At 63.0% G+C, this 15,237-nt stretch carries 14 protein-coding genes and 1 tRNA gene; 9 read left to right on the plus strand and 6 right to left on the minus strand.

Going from position 1 to position 15,237, the window contains the following annotated elements; translation table 11 throughout:
- The first annotated feature begins 148 nt into the window (after window positions 1-148).
- Window positions 149-460 (plus strand): hypothetical protein, encoded by a 312-nt coding sequence (locus CK489_RS38530; protein WP_050626715.1) that lies wholly within the window; start codon window positions 149-151, stop codon window positions 458-460.
- 354 nt (window positions 461-814) lie between these two features.
- On the opposite strand, the gene CK489_RS38535 is transcribed toward CK489_RS38530, so the two are convergent.
- Together CK489_RS38535 and CK489_RS38540 are read right to left on the minus strand one after the other, a co-directional pair.
- Window positions 815-2,776 carry a molybdopterin biosynthesis protein gene (locus CK489_RS38535; RefSeq protein WP_095735988.1) on the minus strand — a complete coding sequence of 654 codons (1,962 nt, stop codon included), beginning with the start codon at window positions 2,774-2,776 and terminating at the stop codon, window positions 815-817.
- A 9-nt stretch (window positions 2,777-2,785) separates the two neighbouring features.
- Entirely contained in the window at window positions 2,786-3,895 is a 1,110-nt protein-coding gene (locus CK489_RS38540) for a molybdopterin-binding protein (RefSeq protein ID WP_095735989.1), read from the minus strand.
- Window positions 3,896-4,078: 183 nt separating this feature from the next.
- On the opposite strand from CK489_RS38540, the gene CK489_RS38545 reads away from it, so the two are divergent.
- Window positions 4,079-5,290 (plus strand): ABC transporter substrate-binding protein, encoded by a 1,212-nt coding sequence (locus tag CK489_RS38545; RefSeq protein ID WP_050626712.1) that lies wholly within the window; start codon window positions 4,079-4,081, stop codon window positions 5,288-5,290.
- An 89-nt stretch (window positions 5,291-5,379) separates the two neighbouring features.
- Here the strand turns inward: CK489_RS38545 and CK489_RS38550 are convergent, their stop codons facing one another.
- Window positions 5,380-6,348 (minus strand): TAXI family TRAP transporter solute-binding subunit, encoded by a 969-nt coding sequence (locus CK489_RS38550; protein WP_095735990.1) that lies wholly within the window; start codon window positions 6,346-6,348, stop codon window positions 5,380-5,382.
- 119 nt (window positions 6,349-6,467) lie between these two features.
- Here CK489_RS38550 and CK489_RS38555 point away from each other — a divergent pair, with 119 nt between their 5' ends.
- The 3 genes from CK489_RS38555 to CK489_RS41605 all read left to right on the plus strand — a co-directional run bounded on the left by CK489_RS38555 (window position 6,468) and on the right by CK489_RS41605 (window position 7,896).
- Window positions 6,468-7,436 carry a Bug family tripartite tricarboxylate transporter substrate binding protein gene (locus CK489_RS38555; RefSeq protein ID WP_245350716.1) on the plus strand — a complete coding sequence of 323 codons (969 nt, stop codon included), beginning with the start codon at window positions 6,468-6,470 and terminating at the stop codon, window positions 7,434-7,436.
- 111 nt (window positions 7,437-7,547) lie between these two features.
- Window positions 7,548-7,623: transfer RNA gene (locus tag CK489_RS38560), tRNA-Ile, on the plus strand.
- A 117-nt stretch (window positions 7,624-7,740) separates the two neighbouring features.
- Entirely contained in the window at window positions 7,741-7,896 is a 156-nt protein-coding gene (locus CK489_RS41605; protein WP_157860878.1) for a hypothetical protein, read from the plus strand.
- 439 nt (window positions 7,897-8,335) lie between these two features.
- Here the strand turns inward: CK489_RS41605 and CK489_RS38565 are convergent, their stop codons facing one another.
- The gene (locus CK489_RS38565) at window positions 8,336-8,980 is read right to left on the minus strand and encodes a response regulator transcription factor (protein WP_050626689.1); all 645 of its coding nucleotides are present in this window, start codon (window positions 8,978-8,980) and stop codon (window positions 8,336-8,338) included.
- Window positions 8,981-9,051: 71 nt separating this feature from the next.
- Between CK489_RS38565 and CK489_RS38570 the strand changes: the two genes are divergently transcribed.
- The gene (locus tag CK489_RS38570; protein WP_349626979.1) at window positions 9,052-10,386 is read left to right on the plus strand and encodes a histidine kinase; all 1,335 of its coding nucleotides are present in this window, start codon (window positions 9,052-9,054) and stop codon (window positions 10,384-10,386) included.
- 253 nt (window positions 10,387-10,639) lie between these two features.
- Here CK489_RS38570 and CK489_RS38575 read toward each other — a convergent pair whose 3' ends face one another.
- Window positions 10,640-10,828 (minus strand): hypothetical protein, encoded by a 189-nt coding sequence (locus CK489_RS38575; RefSeq protein ID WP_050626767.1) that lies wholly within the window; start codon window positions 10,826-10,828, stop codon window positions 10,640-10,642.
- A 617-nt stretch (window positions 10,829-11,445) separates the two neighbouring features.
- Here CK489_RS38575 and CK489_RS38585 point away from each other — a divergent pair.
- The 3 genes from CK489_RS38585 to CK489_RS41610 all read left to right on the plus strand — a co-directional run bounded on the left by CK489_RS38585 (window position 11,446) and on the right by CK489_RS41610 (window position 12,962).
- On the plus strand, window positions 11,446-12,066 hold the full coding sequence (locus CK489_RS38585) for a response regulator (RefSeq protein WP_050626686.1): 621 nt from the start codon (window positions 11,446-11,448) through the stop codon (window positions 12,064-12,066).
- Window positions 12,067-12,171: 105 nt separating this feature from the next.
- Window positions 12,172-12,705, plus strand: a complete 534-nt coding sequence (locus CK489_RS38590; RefSeq protein WP_143278316.1) for a nuclear transport factor 2 family protein — start codon at window positions 12,172-12,174, stop codon at window positions 12,703-12,705.
- 89 nt (window positions 12,706-12,794) lie between these two features.
- Window positions 12,795-12,962: a hypothetical protein gene (locus CK489_RS41610; RefSeq protein ID WP_157860877.1), complete on the plus strand. Its 168-nt coding sequence runs from the start codon at window positions 12,795-12,797 to the stop codon at window positions 12,960-12,962.
- Between the two features lie 1,123 nt (window positions 12,963-14,085).
- Here the strand turns inward: CK489_RS41610 and CK489_RS38595 are convergent.
- The gene (locus tag CK489_RS38595; protein WP_095735994.1) at window positions 14,086-14,886 is read right to left on the minus strand and encodes a Crp/Fnr family transcriptional regulator; all 801 of its coding nucleotides are present in this window, start codon (window positions 14,884-14,886) and stop codon (window positions 14,086-14,088) included.
- Between the last annotated feature and the right edge of the window lie 351 nt (window positions 14,887-15,237).

The raw sequence follows: 15,237 nt of genomic DNA on the forward strand, positions 1-15,237 counted from the left end.
TATATCAGCGCTGAAGCAATGTCATGCCAGCCTTGCCGGCGGGATTTGGCCGGGTCACGCAGGGCCGATCGGTCCAACGGATATACCTCGAAGTTTCCACTGCGCGGGGCGGCCGGAACGCGATAAATTGCATCATCGGAGATCACCTATGCCTCGCTCGCCTTCGATCGTGCCGCATCAAGTCGACCACGACACCTATCTGGTGCTGAACGATTTCGGCCGGCTTGGCCGTGCCTGGTGCGAAACCGACCAAGAAGGCGCCGACCGGAAGACGCTGATCCGGCGTCTGCTGGATGACCAGTACAGCCATCCGGTCCGCATCGTGGCCTTCAACACCAACGAGGGATGGTCCCGCGACGTGACGACCGATATTGCCGACGAGCTTCGGCGGCGTATCGTCGAATACGATGAGGTCCCACGCTCCGTGATGGAGTTCGTGGAGACCGCCTTGCGGCACTGAGCTGGATCGCGAAGCTGCGTCCCCACCCACATCGGTCATCGCCCGGCTCGACCGGGCGGTCCAGTACGCCGCAACCTCTCGGCTCACGTACTGCTGCCTCCGGAATGCTGGATCACCCGCTTTCGCGGGTGATGACAGCACGTTGTTTGACATCTTGAATCGAGAACCATCCTCATCGTCGTCCCTGCGAAAGCAGGGACCCATAACCACAAATGGTCGTTGCTGAACGAGGTTGGAACGACGAGTCCCGACAACAGCATCCGCCGCGGCGTATGGGTCCCTGCTTTCGCAGGGACGACAGGGGTGATTGTGGCAATCGCGAGCCATACACATGCTGGCACCAACGACGACCGTCTACGCCGGCCTGAACCCCGCCGCCGTCAGCGCAGCGCGGCCCTCCTCCGACGCCAGCGCGTCGAGAAAAGCCTGCACCGCAGGCCGTTGCTTGCGCGCCGTCACCAGTGCGAAGTCATAATGCTCCTCGGCAAGCGGGATGAAGCCGAGGCCGGAGGCGTTCGCGACCGGCGCGATCGTCATGCCCCAGTCGGCGCGATGCTGCGCCACCGCGGCCGCGACCGCATTATGCGAGCGCGGCTGATTCCAGTAGCCGTCGGGCCGATGGCCAGCGAGCAGGCGGTCGATCAGGATGCGGGTGCCGGCGCCCAGATTGCGGTTGACCATGATGCAGGCGGGATCGGCGAGCGCTGCGCGCACCGCCTGCTCGGCGCTCAAGCCGACAAAACGCGTATCGTCCTTGCGGAACACGATGCCCTGCATGCGCCGCCAGCCCGGCACGAGCTCGAGGCCCGCAGTGAGATACGGCGTGTTGTAGGTCTCGGTCTTGTCGTCGAACAGATGGATCGGGGCGACATCGCATTCGCCGCGCTTGGCGGCCGCGAGCCCGCCCAGACTGCCGACCGCGATCGAACGCACCACGAGCCCGGCATGTGCCAGCGGCGCGGTGACGAGATCGAGCCCGGTGCAGTGGCTACCGACAATGACGAGATCCGGCACCCGCACATGCGGCGTGAACAGCGTCACCTCTGCCTCGCCGCCGGCCGGCAGCTGATCGGCCAGCGCCTCGATCTTCAGGAAACCGTCGGCCTGCGCGAACGAGGTGATCGCGCCCGAGCCCTTGCCGCTCGGATAGGCGATCAGGCCGTCGGCGCCTTCGACCAGCGACACCATCACGAACTCGGTACGCCCGAGCTCGGAGGCGATGCGCACCGGCACCTTCGCCGCGACCTTGGCATCGGAGCGCGGCGGCAAGCCGGCCATTCGCCGCAGCACCGGCACGATCATGTCGTGGAAGGTGAACATCGCCGAGGTCGGAAACCCCGGCAGGATCACCACCGGCTTGCCGTCGCAGACCGCAAGGCACAGCGGCTTGCCCGGCTTCAGCGCCACGCCATGCGCGATGATCCCGGGCTTGCCGAGCCTTCCGATGATCCGGTGCGAGACGTCGCCTGCGCCCTTGGAGGTGCCGCCCGACAGCACCAGCATGTCGCTGTCCGCCAGCGCCTTGCGCATCGCGGCGTCCAGCATCGCCTCATTGTCGGCGATTGCGCCGAGGAACGCCGCGTCACCACCGTTCTCGGCAATCGCCGCCGTGACGATCGCGCCATTGGTGTCGTAGATCGCGGCCGGCCGCAGCGCCTCGCCCGGCTGCACCAGTTCGTCGCCGGTCGACAGGATCGCAACGCGCGGGCGGCGAGTCACCAGGACCTCGGCGATGCCGCAGGCCGCGAGCATGCCAATCTCGCGCGAGCCGATGATCGTTCCCGCACGCAGCAGCGCCTCGCCGCGCGCGATGTCGGAGCCGGCATAGGACACGAACTGCCCGGGCGACGCCGCGCGCCGGACCTCGATCGCGCCGTTGCCGCCGGCCTGGCCGACGGGTTGGGTGTGCTCGACCATCACGATCGCATCCGCACCGCGCGGCACCGGGCCGCCGGTCGCGATCGCGGTCGCGGTGCCCGGGAGCACCGGCCGGGTCGGCGCGATGCCGCAGGCGATGGTCTCGTCGGTCAGCGTGAGTTGCACCGGCGTCCCCTCGCTTGCCCGCGCAAGATCGGCCGAGCGCACGGCAAAGCCGTCGACATTGGAGCGATCGAACGGCGGCACGTCGATCGGCGCCACCACGTCCTCAGCCAGCGCACGGCCGAGCGCATCGGCGAGCAGCCGCGTCTCGGACGGCAATTGACGCGGAAACAGCGCCGCCTCGAAGCGCGCGATCGCCTCCTCGCGCGACAGGATGGTCAGGAACTGGTCCTGCTCGACGGACGGGATGGGTTTCGGCGTGAAAATACGGGTCATCTCGGGAACTCACTCCCGCAACATATAGGCATCGACCACCGTGCCCGCAGCGAAGCCCTCCGTGCCGCCGGGCGCGATCAGCAGGCCTTCGGCCAGCGCGATGGCGTCGAGCGACAGCTCGGCGATCGCAAGCACGGACCAGGAACTATGCTGACGCGTCAGCAGCACGACCTCGGCAATGCCGACGCCTGAGGCGATCTTGCGTTCCAGCGGCAGTGCCAGCGTCGCGCGCGGGCGCCGGCCAGACAGGCGATCGAGCACCGGCAGTGCGATGCCCCACCAGGCTGCGAAAGCCTGATCCGGCGCGCCCGGTAAGGCGACGACCGGCGTCGCGTCGATCCGGCCGACCGCCGTGGTGCGCCCGGGTTGCAGCGCAATGCCGTGCGCGATCAGCGTGCCCTGCGCCGCCAGTGCTTCCACCGCGGCATCGGTGCGACCCACGCCGGTGCCGCCGATTGTGACGATTAGGTCGCCGTCGACTGTGTCGAGTGCCTCTGCAATCGCCACGGCATCCGGCGCTGCGTCGGTGCAGTCGACCGCAGCGCCGGCAAGCCTCGCAGTGTCAGCGATCAGCTGCGCGGTGAGCTCACCGTTGGCGATGTTGACGATGCGAAGCCGGGGCCGTCGCACGCGCAACAGTTCCAGCCCGGCCGCGCGTGCGAGCAACAGACCGCGCGGCAGCAGCGGCTCGCCTGCTGCGATCACACTGCGCCCGGTAGCAATGTCGCTGCCCGCACGCCGGACACCCTGCCCCGGGATGGCTTCGGCCAGCACCTGCGGAAGCGGACCGGAGGTGTCGACGGCGTCGGCATCGACCACGCAGTCGGTGCCGTCAGGCATCGCCGCGCCGGGCTCGACCCAGACCGGGAGCGCGGCCAGCGCCAGCGGCGCATAGGAGGAGGCGCCGACCAAATCATTGGCGAGCATCGCCCAGCCGTCGCAGACAGCGACATCGTGCGGCGGATAGGTGCGCAAGGCCGGCATCTCGGCCGCAATGCAGCGCAGGGCCTCGCCCGGCGGCAGCTCGATCGGCTCGACGGGGGCGAGGTCGCGCAGAATGGCGGCCAGCGTCGCATCGAGCGGGGTGAGCGAAGCCGGAAGGCGCTGGGCGGTGACCATGGCCCGCTATGGACTGAATCGGCCCCGAAAGAAACCGGCTTGGGCCGTGCCGGGGCACCGCCATTAGACCGATGGCGCGTTGACGCGGCCCCCGAAATAGTTGCAAAAGAAACCAATATCACCGGGTTCCAGAGACCCGGCACAACCATAATGGCCAATGCGCCAGATCAGGAGGGAGACAGAATGAACGCCAAAGGACTAGCCATGTTCGGGACGCTCGCAGCCGCGCTGCTGGCCTCCTCGACCGTCTCGGCGCAGGTATCCGACGACATCGTCAAGATCGGCGTGCTGACCGACATGAACGGCCCGGCTTCGACGCCGACCGGACAGGGCTCGGTCACCGCCGCGCAGATGGCGGTCGACGATTTCGGCGGCAAGGTGCTCGGCAAGCCTGTTACGGTGATCGTCGGCGATCACCAGCTCAAGCCCGACATCGGCGCGACCATCGCGCGGCGCTGGTATGACGTCGATCAGGTCGACCTCATCGTCGACGTGCCGGTCTCGGCGGTCGGTCTCGCGGTGCAGAACATCGCCAACGAGAAGAAGAAGCTGTTCATCACCCACTCGACCGGCGCGACCGATTTCCATGGCAAGTTCTGCTCGCCCTACGCGATGCAGTGGGTGTTCGACACCCGCGCACTCGCGGTCGGCACCGCGCAGGAGGTGGTGAAGCGCGGCGGCGACAGCTGGTTCTTCATCACCGACGACTATGCGTTCGGCCATTCGCTGGAGAAGGACGCCTCGGCGATCGTGACCAAGAACGGCGGCAAGGTGCTCGGCGCGGTGCGGCCGCCGTTTGCGACACCCGATCTGTCGTCCTTCATCCTGCAGGCGCAGGCCTCGAAGGCGAAGATCATCGGCATCGCCGGCGGCCCGCCCAACAACACCAACGAGATCAAGACCGCCGCAGAGTTCGGTGTCTTCGCCGGCGGGCAGCAGATGGCCGCGCTGCTGGCCTTGATCACCGACGTGCACTCGATCGGGCTGTCGGCCGCGCAGGGCCTGTTGCTGACCACCTCGTTCTACTGGGACATGGACGACAAGACCCGGGAGTGGTCGAAGCGCTATTTCGCCAAGATGAACCGGATGCCGACGATGTGGCAGGCCGGTGTCTACTCCTCGGTGACCGCCTATCTGAACGCGATCAAGGACAGCGGCACCGACGATCCGCTCAAGGTCGCGGCCAAGATGCGCGAGAAGCCGGTCGAGGACTTCTTCTCCCGCAACGGTAAGCTGCGCGAGGACAATCTGATGGTGCACGATCTCTGGCTGGTCCAGGTCAAGACGCCGGCCGAGTCGAAGTATCCGTGGGACTACTACAAGATCCTGGCCAAGATCTCGGGCGAGGATGCGTTCGGACCTCCGGACCCGGCATGTTCGATGGTGAAGAAGTAACTGCGCAGCAGTCGTTCCGGGCGCGGGCGCTAATGCATCGCCCCGGAATGACCTTTGGACATAGGCGCGATGGCGCGTCTACGCAAAGGTCACTTCGCCACCCCGATCTCGCGGAAATATCTGAGCACGCCGGGGTGGATCAGATTGATATCGGGCGCGGCGGCGACGGTGTTCGCAGCCGTGGTCTCGCAAGCCTGGGCGAGCTTCTTGCAGAAATCGGCCTCGACGCCATGCAGCGTCTTCGCCAGCCGGTAGGCGACATCCTCGGGCAGGCTCTCGCGCACCAGGATGTAGCTCCAGGAGCCGACCGAGGAAATCGCCGTCGTCTGCTTCGGATAGCTGCCGGCGGGAATCGTCAGCGGCTTCAGGAAAGTGTGCTTGGCCCGGATGCGCGCGATCTCGTCCGCGGTCGGCGCGATGAAGCGCGCGCCGGTCGCGCTCTCGGCCATCTTGGTGAAGCCGGGCCAGCCGATGCCGGCGCCCCACAGCGCCGCGGCGCGGCCATCCTCGACCATCGCGGGTCCGTCGCCGGCGCGATCGAGATAGATCGACTTGAAATCCTCGTCCTGCTTCAGCCCGATGCCGTCGAGGATATAGCGCGACAGGATCGGCAGGCCGGAGCCCTTGGCGCCGAATGCGACGGACTGGCCGACCAGGTCCTGGATCGTCTTGTAGGGACTGTCGGCGCGCACCACGAACATGCCCGGGCTCGAATACATCGCGGTGAGAATCTTCAGCTTCGTGGCCTTCGGCCGGCCGATGCCCATGAAGGCCTCATACGACGGCTCGCCCGCAACGGTCGCGATGTCGACGCTGCCGGCTTCGAGCAGCGGAATGTTCTCGTTGGAGCCCTTGGTGTTGCGCGGCTCGATCGACAGCGTCGGGTCGGCTGCGTTCATGACCTCGGCAAGCGCATTACCATAGAGCGGAAAGCCGCCGCCGGGCGTCGCCGTGGCGAAACTGATCGTGGTTTTGGAAATGGTCTTGCCCCCCTCTTGCGCCGCCGCGCCACCCGCGAGCAGCAGCGCGCCGGCGCAAATCATAACAGCGAATTTCATCCCGAGCCTCAAGCATTGCACGTGAGCCCGACTATCGTCGCACGGGCGAGGTCGTAGGCAAAGCGAGCGTTTTGTGAAACCATGACGGCAACAGTCACAAGAAAATGACGGGAGAGACGATGTTCCTGTTCGCGCGTGCTGCGTTGCTTGGTTTGATTTGTTGCATTGCCTCGGTCGCCCCTTCGTCCGCGTCCGACTATCCGAACCGGCCGGTGCGCTGGCTGATCGGCTTTGCCGCCGGCGGCCCGGTCGACATCGTCGCCCGCATCATGAGCCAGTGGCTGTCGGATCATTTCGGCCAGCAATTCGTGGTCGAGAACCGCGCCGGCTCCGGCGGCAACATCGCAGCCGCCGCGGCGATCAACTCGCAGGCGGACGGCTACACGCTATTGTTCGTCGCGCCCAATAACGCGATCTCGACCTCGCTCTACAAGAAGCTGCCCTACGACTTCCTGCGCGACACCACCCCGGTCGCCAGCATCATGCAGCTCACCAACATGCTGGTGGTCTCGAACGCGATGCCGGTGAAGACCGTTCAGGAGTTCATCGACTACTGCAAGGCCAACCCGGGCAAGATCGCCTACGCCTCGTCCGGCAACGGCACCTCGGTGCACATGTCGGCCGAGTTGTTCAAGGCGATGACCAAGTGCGACATGCAGCACGTGCCCTACCGGGGATCGGCGATCGCCTTCCCTGACATCATCTCCAACAAGGTGCAGCTGATCTTCGACAATCTGCCGTCGGCGCTCGAGCAGTCGCGCGGCGGCAGCGTCCGCGCCCTCGGCGTGACCTCGCCGCAGCGCTGGCCCGGCGTGCCCGATGTGCCCGCGATCGCCGAAACCGTGCCGGGGTTCGAGGCGGTCGGCTTCTACGGCATCTCGGCGCCGAAGGGCACGCCGCCGGAGATTGTCGACACGCTCAACAAGGCGGTCGGCGAGGCCCTGAAGGACCCCAAGCTCGTGGCGCGGCTCACCGAGGTCGGCGGCATCCCGAAACCGATGACCCCGGCGGAATTCGGCAAACTGGTAGCCGACGAGACCGAGAAATGGCGCAAGGTCGTGGAGTTCGCCGGCGTCTCGGTGGACTGAGGCGTCGACGGCCACCATGGGCGGATCGGGGACGGCATTGCCGAAACCCTATGCACCCTGTAAACGGAGCCCGCACCGTTGCCGGCCGCCCCCGCGGCCCGCAAGGCGGCGGGGCCTGTAGCTCAATGGTTAGAGCCGGCCGCTCATAACGGTCTGGTTGCAGGTTCGAGTCCTGCCGGGCCCACCAATGATATCTTGCCGGCCCCTCATTGCTCGTAGCGCAGCGAGCGCGAGTATTGCCGATTATTCCCGATATTTAGGAACGAACTGGTTCTCGCCACGTTCACCGACCGGAGCAAACGGAGTGGCTGAGATGGGCGTTGGCGATCAGTTCGCATGCATGTCTGTGGTGGCGGTGTTCTCACTTGCGCTGATCGTGACATCCAGCCTGTTCGCGGAATCGAGGGCGGCAAAGAACGTCGCGATACCGGCCACACAGCAGCTCCGGACCCAGCGCTAGCCGGCACCAAAGCCTTAGCTTCTTCGATCCGGGCGGTGCCTGAGGCAATGCCGCCGACTTAGTCGTTCATCAAATTTGGCCGGTACGGCAATTGGCGCGCGGCTAAGACCCGCGCGCGCACCGCCACGAGCCGAAAAAGTTAGCTCCGGCGCAGCCGGGGAACTGCGCCGGAGCCCTTTGGGGAAGTTGATTGTGTGCCTTAACACGGATCATTAATCGCCGCGGCGACCAGTAGTTCCCGCGCGAATTGCACATTTTTCCCGCCAGGCACTGAGGGCCGCACGAGCGGTTCGCCTTCCGCGAACAGGAGCGTCGCGGCTATTGGCGCGGCGACACGTGGACCACCTGGTAGTTTGCGCCCCGGGCAGGCGGCCTCTTTCTTTGGTGAGAGAGCCGTCAAGAACGTACGCTTGCCGTTTTTCCCGTTGTCGGGCGCAAGTCAGCCGAGCTCCATTTCGACGGCGATCCGCACCAGGTCGGAGTGGCTCTTCGCGCCAAGCTTCTGCTTGAGCAGCGAGGTGGTGTTGGCGACGGTCTTATACGAAATGCCAAGCACCGATGCGACCTCGACAATCTTGTCGCCGCGGCCGAGCAAGCGCAAGATTTCCAGCTCCCGCGCCGACATCTGCGAGGCCGGGTTGGCCTTGATTGCGGCGCCGGCGAAGGCGATCGCCTCCGCGAGGTGCGGCGAAATGAACCTTTCGCCGGCTGCAACCTTGCGCACCGCCTTGACGAACATGCGTGGATCGTCGCTCTTGGAGAGGTAGCCCTGAGCGCCCATCTCCACGGCCCGCACCACGAATGCGGGATCGTCATTCATGCTGAACATGATGATGCGGGCGTCCGGATCAACCTTGCGGATTTTGCGCAGCAGCTCAAACCCGGACACATCGGGAAGCTTGATATCGATGACGGTCACGTCCGGCCGCTTCTGCATGAAGGCTCGGTGACCGGTCTTGGCATCGGCAGCGTCGTCGATCTTCACCGTCTTGTCGGAAGCGAACAGCGAGCGACAGCCCGACACTACCACCGGATGGTCGTCGACGATCAATACCCTTGTGGCTAATTTGGCCGTATCCTGCATTGCTGCCTCCTCTGCCTACATAGAACTTCGCGCGGGAATTGAAAGAGAAGAATCGCCGAACGGAGCCTGAAGTGTCCAGATTGTGGAATCGCCTCTCCCTTCGCGCACGACTGTTGTTGCCCATGGCGGCAATGGCTGTCGGCGCGTTGCTGCTCGGGGGCCTCGCCTTGCAGACTTTCTCACCCGAGCAGTTCAAGGACGAGAACACCCAGGGTGCGCGCTCCGCCCAGCTTGTGGCTGATGCGCTGAACGCTGCTCTTGCAGCCGCTAACAATCCGCGCGAAACGCTCGACGCGTTCGCAGGCGCGCTCCGGTTGCCTGCCCCCATCGCGTTTGTGCCGCCGGGCACCGAGGGGCAACGTACCAGCTCGTACATTTATCATGGCAACGTTCCCGCCTGGTTCACCGCACTGCTGCAGATTCCCGAGCTCGGCTCGACCCACCCGATCACAATTCGAACGACGCATGTCGGTGACATCGTGTTCAGACCTGACCTCTCAGCCGAGATCCTCGAAAAATGGGTGGGTTTCCTGGCCCTCGCCGCTTCGAGCATAGCGCTGATGCTAGTTGCCGGACTCAGCGCCTATCTTACGGCAGGCACGGCGCTTCGCCCGCTGGAGCAACTCGGAGCCGGATTGACCCGAATGCGAAGCGGCGTCTACGATTCGGCGATTCCGTTGGCCGGGCCGCCCGAGATTAGCAAGAGCTGTGCGGAGGCCAATGAGCTTGCAGCGACGCTAAAGCGCCTCAGCCGCGACAATCGGGACCTGCTGCGCAAACTCGTCGCGGTGCAGGACGACGAGCGCCGAGACCTGGCGCGGGAGCTGCATGACGAGATGGGCCCGCTTCTGTTCGCGATCCGCGCCAACGCCACGGCGCTGTCCGACCCCGAGGCAGAGGATCCCCCCGAACCTGGTTCCCCGGTATACGGCATACTCAGCGCAGCGGAGGCCCTGCAACAGGCGAATCGGCGCGTGCTGGAGGGCCTGAGCCCGATCTACGTTGCGGAACTGGGATTAACCGCCAGCGTGCAGGCGCTGCTGCGCGATGCTCAATCCCAGGCTCCCGACCTCTACGTGATCTCTCGTATCGACCATCGCTTGAATGAGCTCGACGGCTTACTCTCGCAAACCAGCTATCGCGTGATCCAGGAGGGCGTGACAAATGTACTTCGACACGCGCAGGCGAGCACGATGAGCGTCGCGGCGACCATCAACGGCGATCAGATTCAGATCGAGATATCCGACGACGGAATTGGTCTGCCGCCGGATCTGACGTTCGGCAGAGGCCTGACCGGGATGCATGAACGCGTACGTGCGCTCGACGGAAAATTGAGACTGCTCCGCGAGGGGGGCCTGACCATGGTCCGCTGCGGGCTTCCGCTTGATCATCTCATCGTGCGTTAACTGGGATATCACGGACCTGTCACCACGCCGGCCGGCCGCCCAACGAGCTTCCCGTGCGCACTCCAGGCCGCTTCCTGGCCCCTCGTCACGGCTTGGTTTCGAGCTCCTTGCGGACAGCTACCGCGAAATCCCCGGCCCTTTCGACAATTTTCCGAAGCTCGCCGTTCGCGATGCAAAACCGCGTCCTACAATAGGCACGCCCGAAGCTCACGCCTGACAGGCTTCGCTTGTGCCTGCCGAAAAACGTCAACACTCAACTGCGCTTCAAACGAGCGACGCGCCTGACATCTATCCACAACTCGATGATCTCGTGCGCATCCAGATAATCCTCCGCCCGCCGTTTCGCCTCTTCGTCATTAGCGCAGCGAAGTTCGTAGGTTGCGCATGCAATGCCCGCTGGATCGACTCCGAATGCAACATATGCTTTGCGTTCTTCAATCATTTTGCCCTCGCAAACAACAACGTGATGCAGCCCGATCGACGCAGCATGCATCGATGGCGCCTTTGCAAATCAAAGGAGCAATGAGGAGGCCGCCAAACCGGACAGCGGCCTCCTGAACCCGATTTCAAATGAACATCTTGGAAATAAAAATCGCCGCTGCGGGTCCGCCAGTATTAGACAGCGAATTCGTTACGCCGTGAAGTCCAAGTGCGTCCGATGCTCAAGGCAAATATCGAGACGTTGCGAGCGCGACACACCTTAGCAGACCATTTCGAAGATCTTTTTGAAGGTGGCTGCCACTTCTTCCCCGAAATATTTGCCACTTTCTCCCACGAGACTCTGCCGCTTTTTCCCATAGCGTACTGTGCGGCAAATGACCACGAGCAGGACTCTCTTGGTCGCATACTCGCCGTCATGCGGCCGAACAGGTCTTTGCTTGTCAGCCGCGAATGAAGCTCCAGCCCTTCCGCAGCGAGTAACCTTAAGCCGACGGCTCTCTCGCGCGGTAGTTTGCGAGTTACTCCAATCTTGCTAGGCTAGACCTCATATTGATGGCGTTTTCAGTACACATTCGATTTTCTATCGACATTTGCTATTTGCGATAAGGCGGAGCAAACATGAGAGTATTGATCGTCGATGACCACCCGGTGGTGGTGTCGGGGTGTCGATCCCTGTTCGCCTCCGACAAGACTGTGACGGTCGACGAAGCCGTCGACGCCAAGACCGGCCATCGGGCCTTCCTGCAGAACCGGCCGGATGTGACTGTCATCGATATCAAGCTTCCCGATGTATCCGGGTTCGAGCTGCTGCGCAGGATCCGCAAAGGCGATCCGGACGCCCGGATCATTGTATTCAGCATGAACGACGATCCGGCATTTGTGGTGCGGGCCGCAGAGATGGGCGCACAGGGCTATCTCTCCAAGAGCGACGATCCGCGCATGTTCGTCAAGGCGGTGCGCATGGTCGCCGCCGGTGAACGGTTCATTTCGCCGCACCTTGCGCAGGCGGTTGCATTTGCCAGGGGCGCGATCAAAGCCAATCCCGCTTCGCAGATGTCAGCACGCGAACTGGAAATCCTGCGGCTGCTCAGCCGCGGCAGCAAGATCATCGACGTCGCAAAGATGCTCAATATCTCCTACAAGACCGTCGCCAACACCACGTCCCTGCTTAAGCAGAAACTCGGCGCAAAGAACCATTCGGACCTGGTGCGGATCGCCGTCGAAATAGACCTTACTTGACGATCGGGGCCGACCGAGCCGCTTGCCATCAGACCGGGGCTTTTCAGGATAGGCGGCGTCGCGGAAATGGTATAAAAAAGTTACTCGGCATTTTGGTGATTAAACATGTCCGTTGACCCAATGGCCACCGCGATTGACTGGCTTGATGCCTACCGCGCGCGTGACCTCGATACTCTCATGTCATTGTTCGGAGACGAAGCTATTCTCGAATGCACTTGGTGTGTTTCCGAGACGATAGTCGGGAAAGAGCCGTTGAGGGCGTTTTGGCCAGAACGGTTTAGCGACTGTGGCGCTTCGATCGAGGTGCACGACATCATGCCCGAGCATGATGGGGCTTCAATCTCTTATGTCGCTCGCAACGAGCTGATGATGGCCACGTTGAAACTTGCCCCAGATGGCAAGATCGCCTTTATGCGGTGGGGCCGCCCGTGCGCGCCTTCAGAAAAGTCATTCGACACACCAGTCAACGACGAATTTCCATTCCTTGTATTGCAACGGATCAACGGAATGTATCGAAACCTGCTCGAGCCGTTCGCCTCGTTCGCTGAAGCGCTTTCCAAGGTGGAGAGCGTGCCGCCTGGCGATTACGCAATTCTGCATCTCGGCGAGATCATTTGGCCCCGGACTGCGCGGGCATAGTTTCCTACGCTGCAGTTGCGCCGACACTTGACTGAAGCGCTTGCATGATCGACGCTCTAGAGGCGTGCTAAATTTGCATGAAGTCGTGAATGGGCATGGAGCGAGACCGGGAAAAATTGGAAATCGAGCGGAAGCTTGCGCATTGCCGCCAGCTAGCGAAGCAATTTACCGACGACCCGACCGCCAAACACATCCGTGAGCTCGAGGCGGAGCTCAGGCAATGCCTGTACGCGCTGGAATTCCCTTCGCAACAATAGCCGGCGCCCGTACCCGGCTCCTGGCGCCAAGGAAAAACATCCTATCTACACCGAACGATCTGTTCGCCGGATGCTGGACAAGAAGGCCCCAGCACTTCTGGGGGCATATGAGGCCAGTACCGAGGGCGTTCGCCGCAATCTCATCGCGCCTCAATGTCCCGGCTCTCCGTTTGTACCCTCGCCGAGCCGCTGTCTTTTGGATCGCTCGCGAGCGGCAATCGGAAGCAAACACGCCGTCCGCCTAGATATGGCGCGGACGGCGGTTGCTAGCCCGAGCCCACTTCTGGGGTAGTCCGCGTGGGCAGTTTTCCGTTACCACTTTTTCCCGATACCATGCATAGCGCTCTTGGATGGGCGCTGAGAACGGCTCCGGCGCGTTGGCCCTGCTAGCCCCGGACGTTGCCGGAGCCGTTCCCACTCGGAAGCTCGGCTTGGCGCTACCGGGGGCAGCCCCCGGGGCGCAATTCTCACATCGGCTCGAGCTGGTTGCCTGTTCGGCCAATTGCCGATTTATCCCGATCTCACATAGGCCTATGCGTGTAGCCCAGCTTGTCGCTGGCGTGACGCGCTGTACCATGCATGGGCGGTCCATTCGCATAGGTTGCCGCTGAGGCGGATCACGAACGCCTGACGACTAAAACCACCAACTTGGCCTCAGCTTGTGCCCATAGCTGGGGCCCTCTTCTTTTGGCCGCTATGCCTGCCAGGCCGAAATTCGGTACTGTTCGGGCTAGAGCACTCACAACGGCATCCGAATTTCGGGAAAAACTGGCAATTGCTCTGGTCATATGGAACCGGGCGGTTTACGATTAGACTATCGGGCATACCCGACATCATAGGAAACAACTTAGGCCCGGGCTTCGCCGCCCGGGCTTTTTTGTGCCGAGCGTCGGGAAAAACTGGAAACGCTTCGGACTTTGGAATCCGCTGCCCGATTTGGCCGCCATGGACGGCTCTTGACCGGACCGCGCGGAACGCCTGCCGCTCGCCGCTCCCTTCTCCGTGGGTAAGCGGCGTCCACTCTCACCAACTGCGCTGATGTGCCAGCGGACGAGTGGACCTTCGGCTTCGGGACCGAAAGGCACGCCTCCCTCGATCATCGGGATATTCGTGCTTTTCGCCGTCAGCTCGCGGACTGCACCGCGATCTTGTTCTGCGCGATGATGGCTTCGGCCCGCGCGAGATTTTCCAGCAGGCGCTGGCTGGTCAAGACAAGGAAATAATAGCCGAACTGCGGGTTCTGGAAGTAGATCTCGAGCAGCTTCTCATAGGTGATGGCCAGAACGTGCCCATCCTCGATGCATTCGATGGTCGCGGTCCGGCGGTTGTCGGGTGTGAGGAAGCCGAGTTCGCCCATCAGGCGTCCCGGCGGAACATCGACGTTGATTTCGACAACCCGGAATTTTCCGGTAACCGTCAGCAGCATTTCGTTGGCTGCGTCACCCTTCTTCATCAAGGTATCGCCCTTGCGGTACTTGCGCTGGCTCATGAATGGCTTGAGCCATTCCATCGACATGTCGCCCTGTGTCGCCGTGCGCGCCTTCTTCACCAGAGCGAGCATTTGGTGAAGGCGGTAGGCGTTGATCGGAACCATCAGGAGATAAAGAAGAAACGTCGTGATGGCTCCAGTGAGCGCGCCGAAGATGGCAAAGAATACGCAACCGATCATGTTGGCGACCCGGAGCGGGACCATGGTCTGCGTCAGAAGGGTGGCGACAAAGAAGGTCGCGCCGACCAGGGCGAACATGTTTGCCAGGGTGATGTTGTGCAGAAAGATTTCCAGCAGGCGGCTGAAGATGGCGTTCCAGGTCACGTCATTGGGATCGAGACCGATCTGAATCAGAATCTTCGCGAACCTGAGGTTGTCGGTTGCCGCATCGAGAATGCGGTCCAGTATGCTGGACACGTCTGCGCTGAGCATCATTTGTTTCGCCAAAGGGTTGTGTAAGCCAATACCGGCAGCGGCTATTCCGGATGAAACCATTGCGCCCGTCAAGTCGAACGAAAGACTCGGCGAGCGGAGGTCGGTGACGGGAATACCGCGACCATCCAGCCTCCTTCAAGCGGCACCGGAATCATCGCATGCATCACCAGGGCAAGGACGGCGCCACCCCATGCATCACCAAATATACAGCAGGCGCGCAAGCTTGACCGGCAAGTACAAGCTCCTCGCCATAGATTCTCGTTCCTATCCCCGACTTTTCCGTGACGAACATCACTCCGTGGACTATCCTTAGCGATGGGCGGCGACACGGGGCTGTCGCCCGCCCGGCAG

Origin of the sequence: Bradyrhizobium sp. UFLA03-84 (assembly GCF_002289535.1) — a bacterium.
In the GTDB taxonomy this organism is placed as follows: domain Bacteria; phylum Pseudomonadota; class Alphaproteobacteria; order Rhizobiales; family Xanthobacteraceae; genus Bradyrhizobium; species Bradyrhizobium viridifuturi.

Excerpts from the sequence above, each read along its gene's own strand:
- CK489_RS38530 (WP_050626715.1), top strand. The coding sequence starts at position 149 with ATGCCTCGCTCGCCTTCGATCGTGCCGCATCAAGTCGACCACGACACC.
- CK489_RS38545 (WP_050626712.1), top strand. The coding sequence starts at position 4,079 with ATGAACGCCAAAGGACTAGCCATGTTCGGGACGCTCGCAGCCGCGCTG.
- CK489_RS38575 (WP_050626767.1), bottom strand. The coding sequence starts at position 10,828 with ATGATTGAAGAACGCAAAGCATATGTTGCATTCGGAGTCGATCCAGCG.
- CK489_RS38550 (WP_095735990.1), bottom strand. The coding sequence starts at position 6,348 with ATGAAATTCGCTGTTATGATTTGCGCCGGCGCGCTGCTGCTCGCGGGT.
- CK489_RS41610 (WP_157860877.1), top strand. The coding sequence starts at position 12,795 with ATGGGCATGGAGCGAGACCGGGAAAAATTGGAAATCGAGCGGAAGCTT.
- CK489_RS38540 (WP_095735989.1), bottom strand. The coding sequence starts at position 3,895 with ATGGTCACCGCCCAGCGCCTTCCGGCTTCGCTCACCCCGCTCGATGCG.
- CK489_RS38565 (WP_050626689.1), bottom strand. The coding sequence starts at position 8,980 with ATGCAGGATACGGCCAAATTAGCCACAAGGGTATTGATCGTCGACGAC.
- CK489_RS38535 (WP_095735988.1), bottom strand. The coding sequence starts at position 2,776 with ATGACCCGTATTTTCACGCCGAAACCCATCCCGTCCGTCGAGCAGGAC.
- CK489_RS38595 (WP_095735994.1), bottom strand. The coding sequence starts at position 14,886 with ATGATGCTCAGCGCAGACGTGTCCAGCATACTGGACCGCATTCTCGAT.
- CK489_RS38555 (WP_245350716.1), top strand. The coding sequence starts at position 6,468 with ATGTTCCTGTTCGCGCGTGCTGCGTTGCTTGGTTTGATTTGTTGCATT.
- CK489_RS38585 (WP_050626686.1), top strand. The coding sequence starts at position 11,446 with ATGAGAGTATTGATCGTCGATGACCACCCGGTGGTGGTGTCGGGGTGT.
- CK489_RS38590 (WP_143278316.1), top strand. The coding sequence starts at position 12,172 with ATGTCCGTTGACCCAATGGCCACCGCGATTGACTGGCTTGATGCCTAC.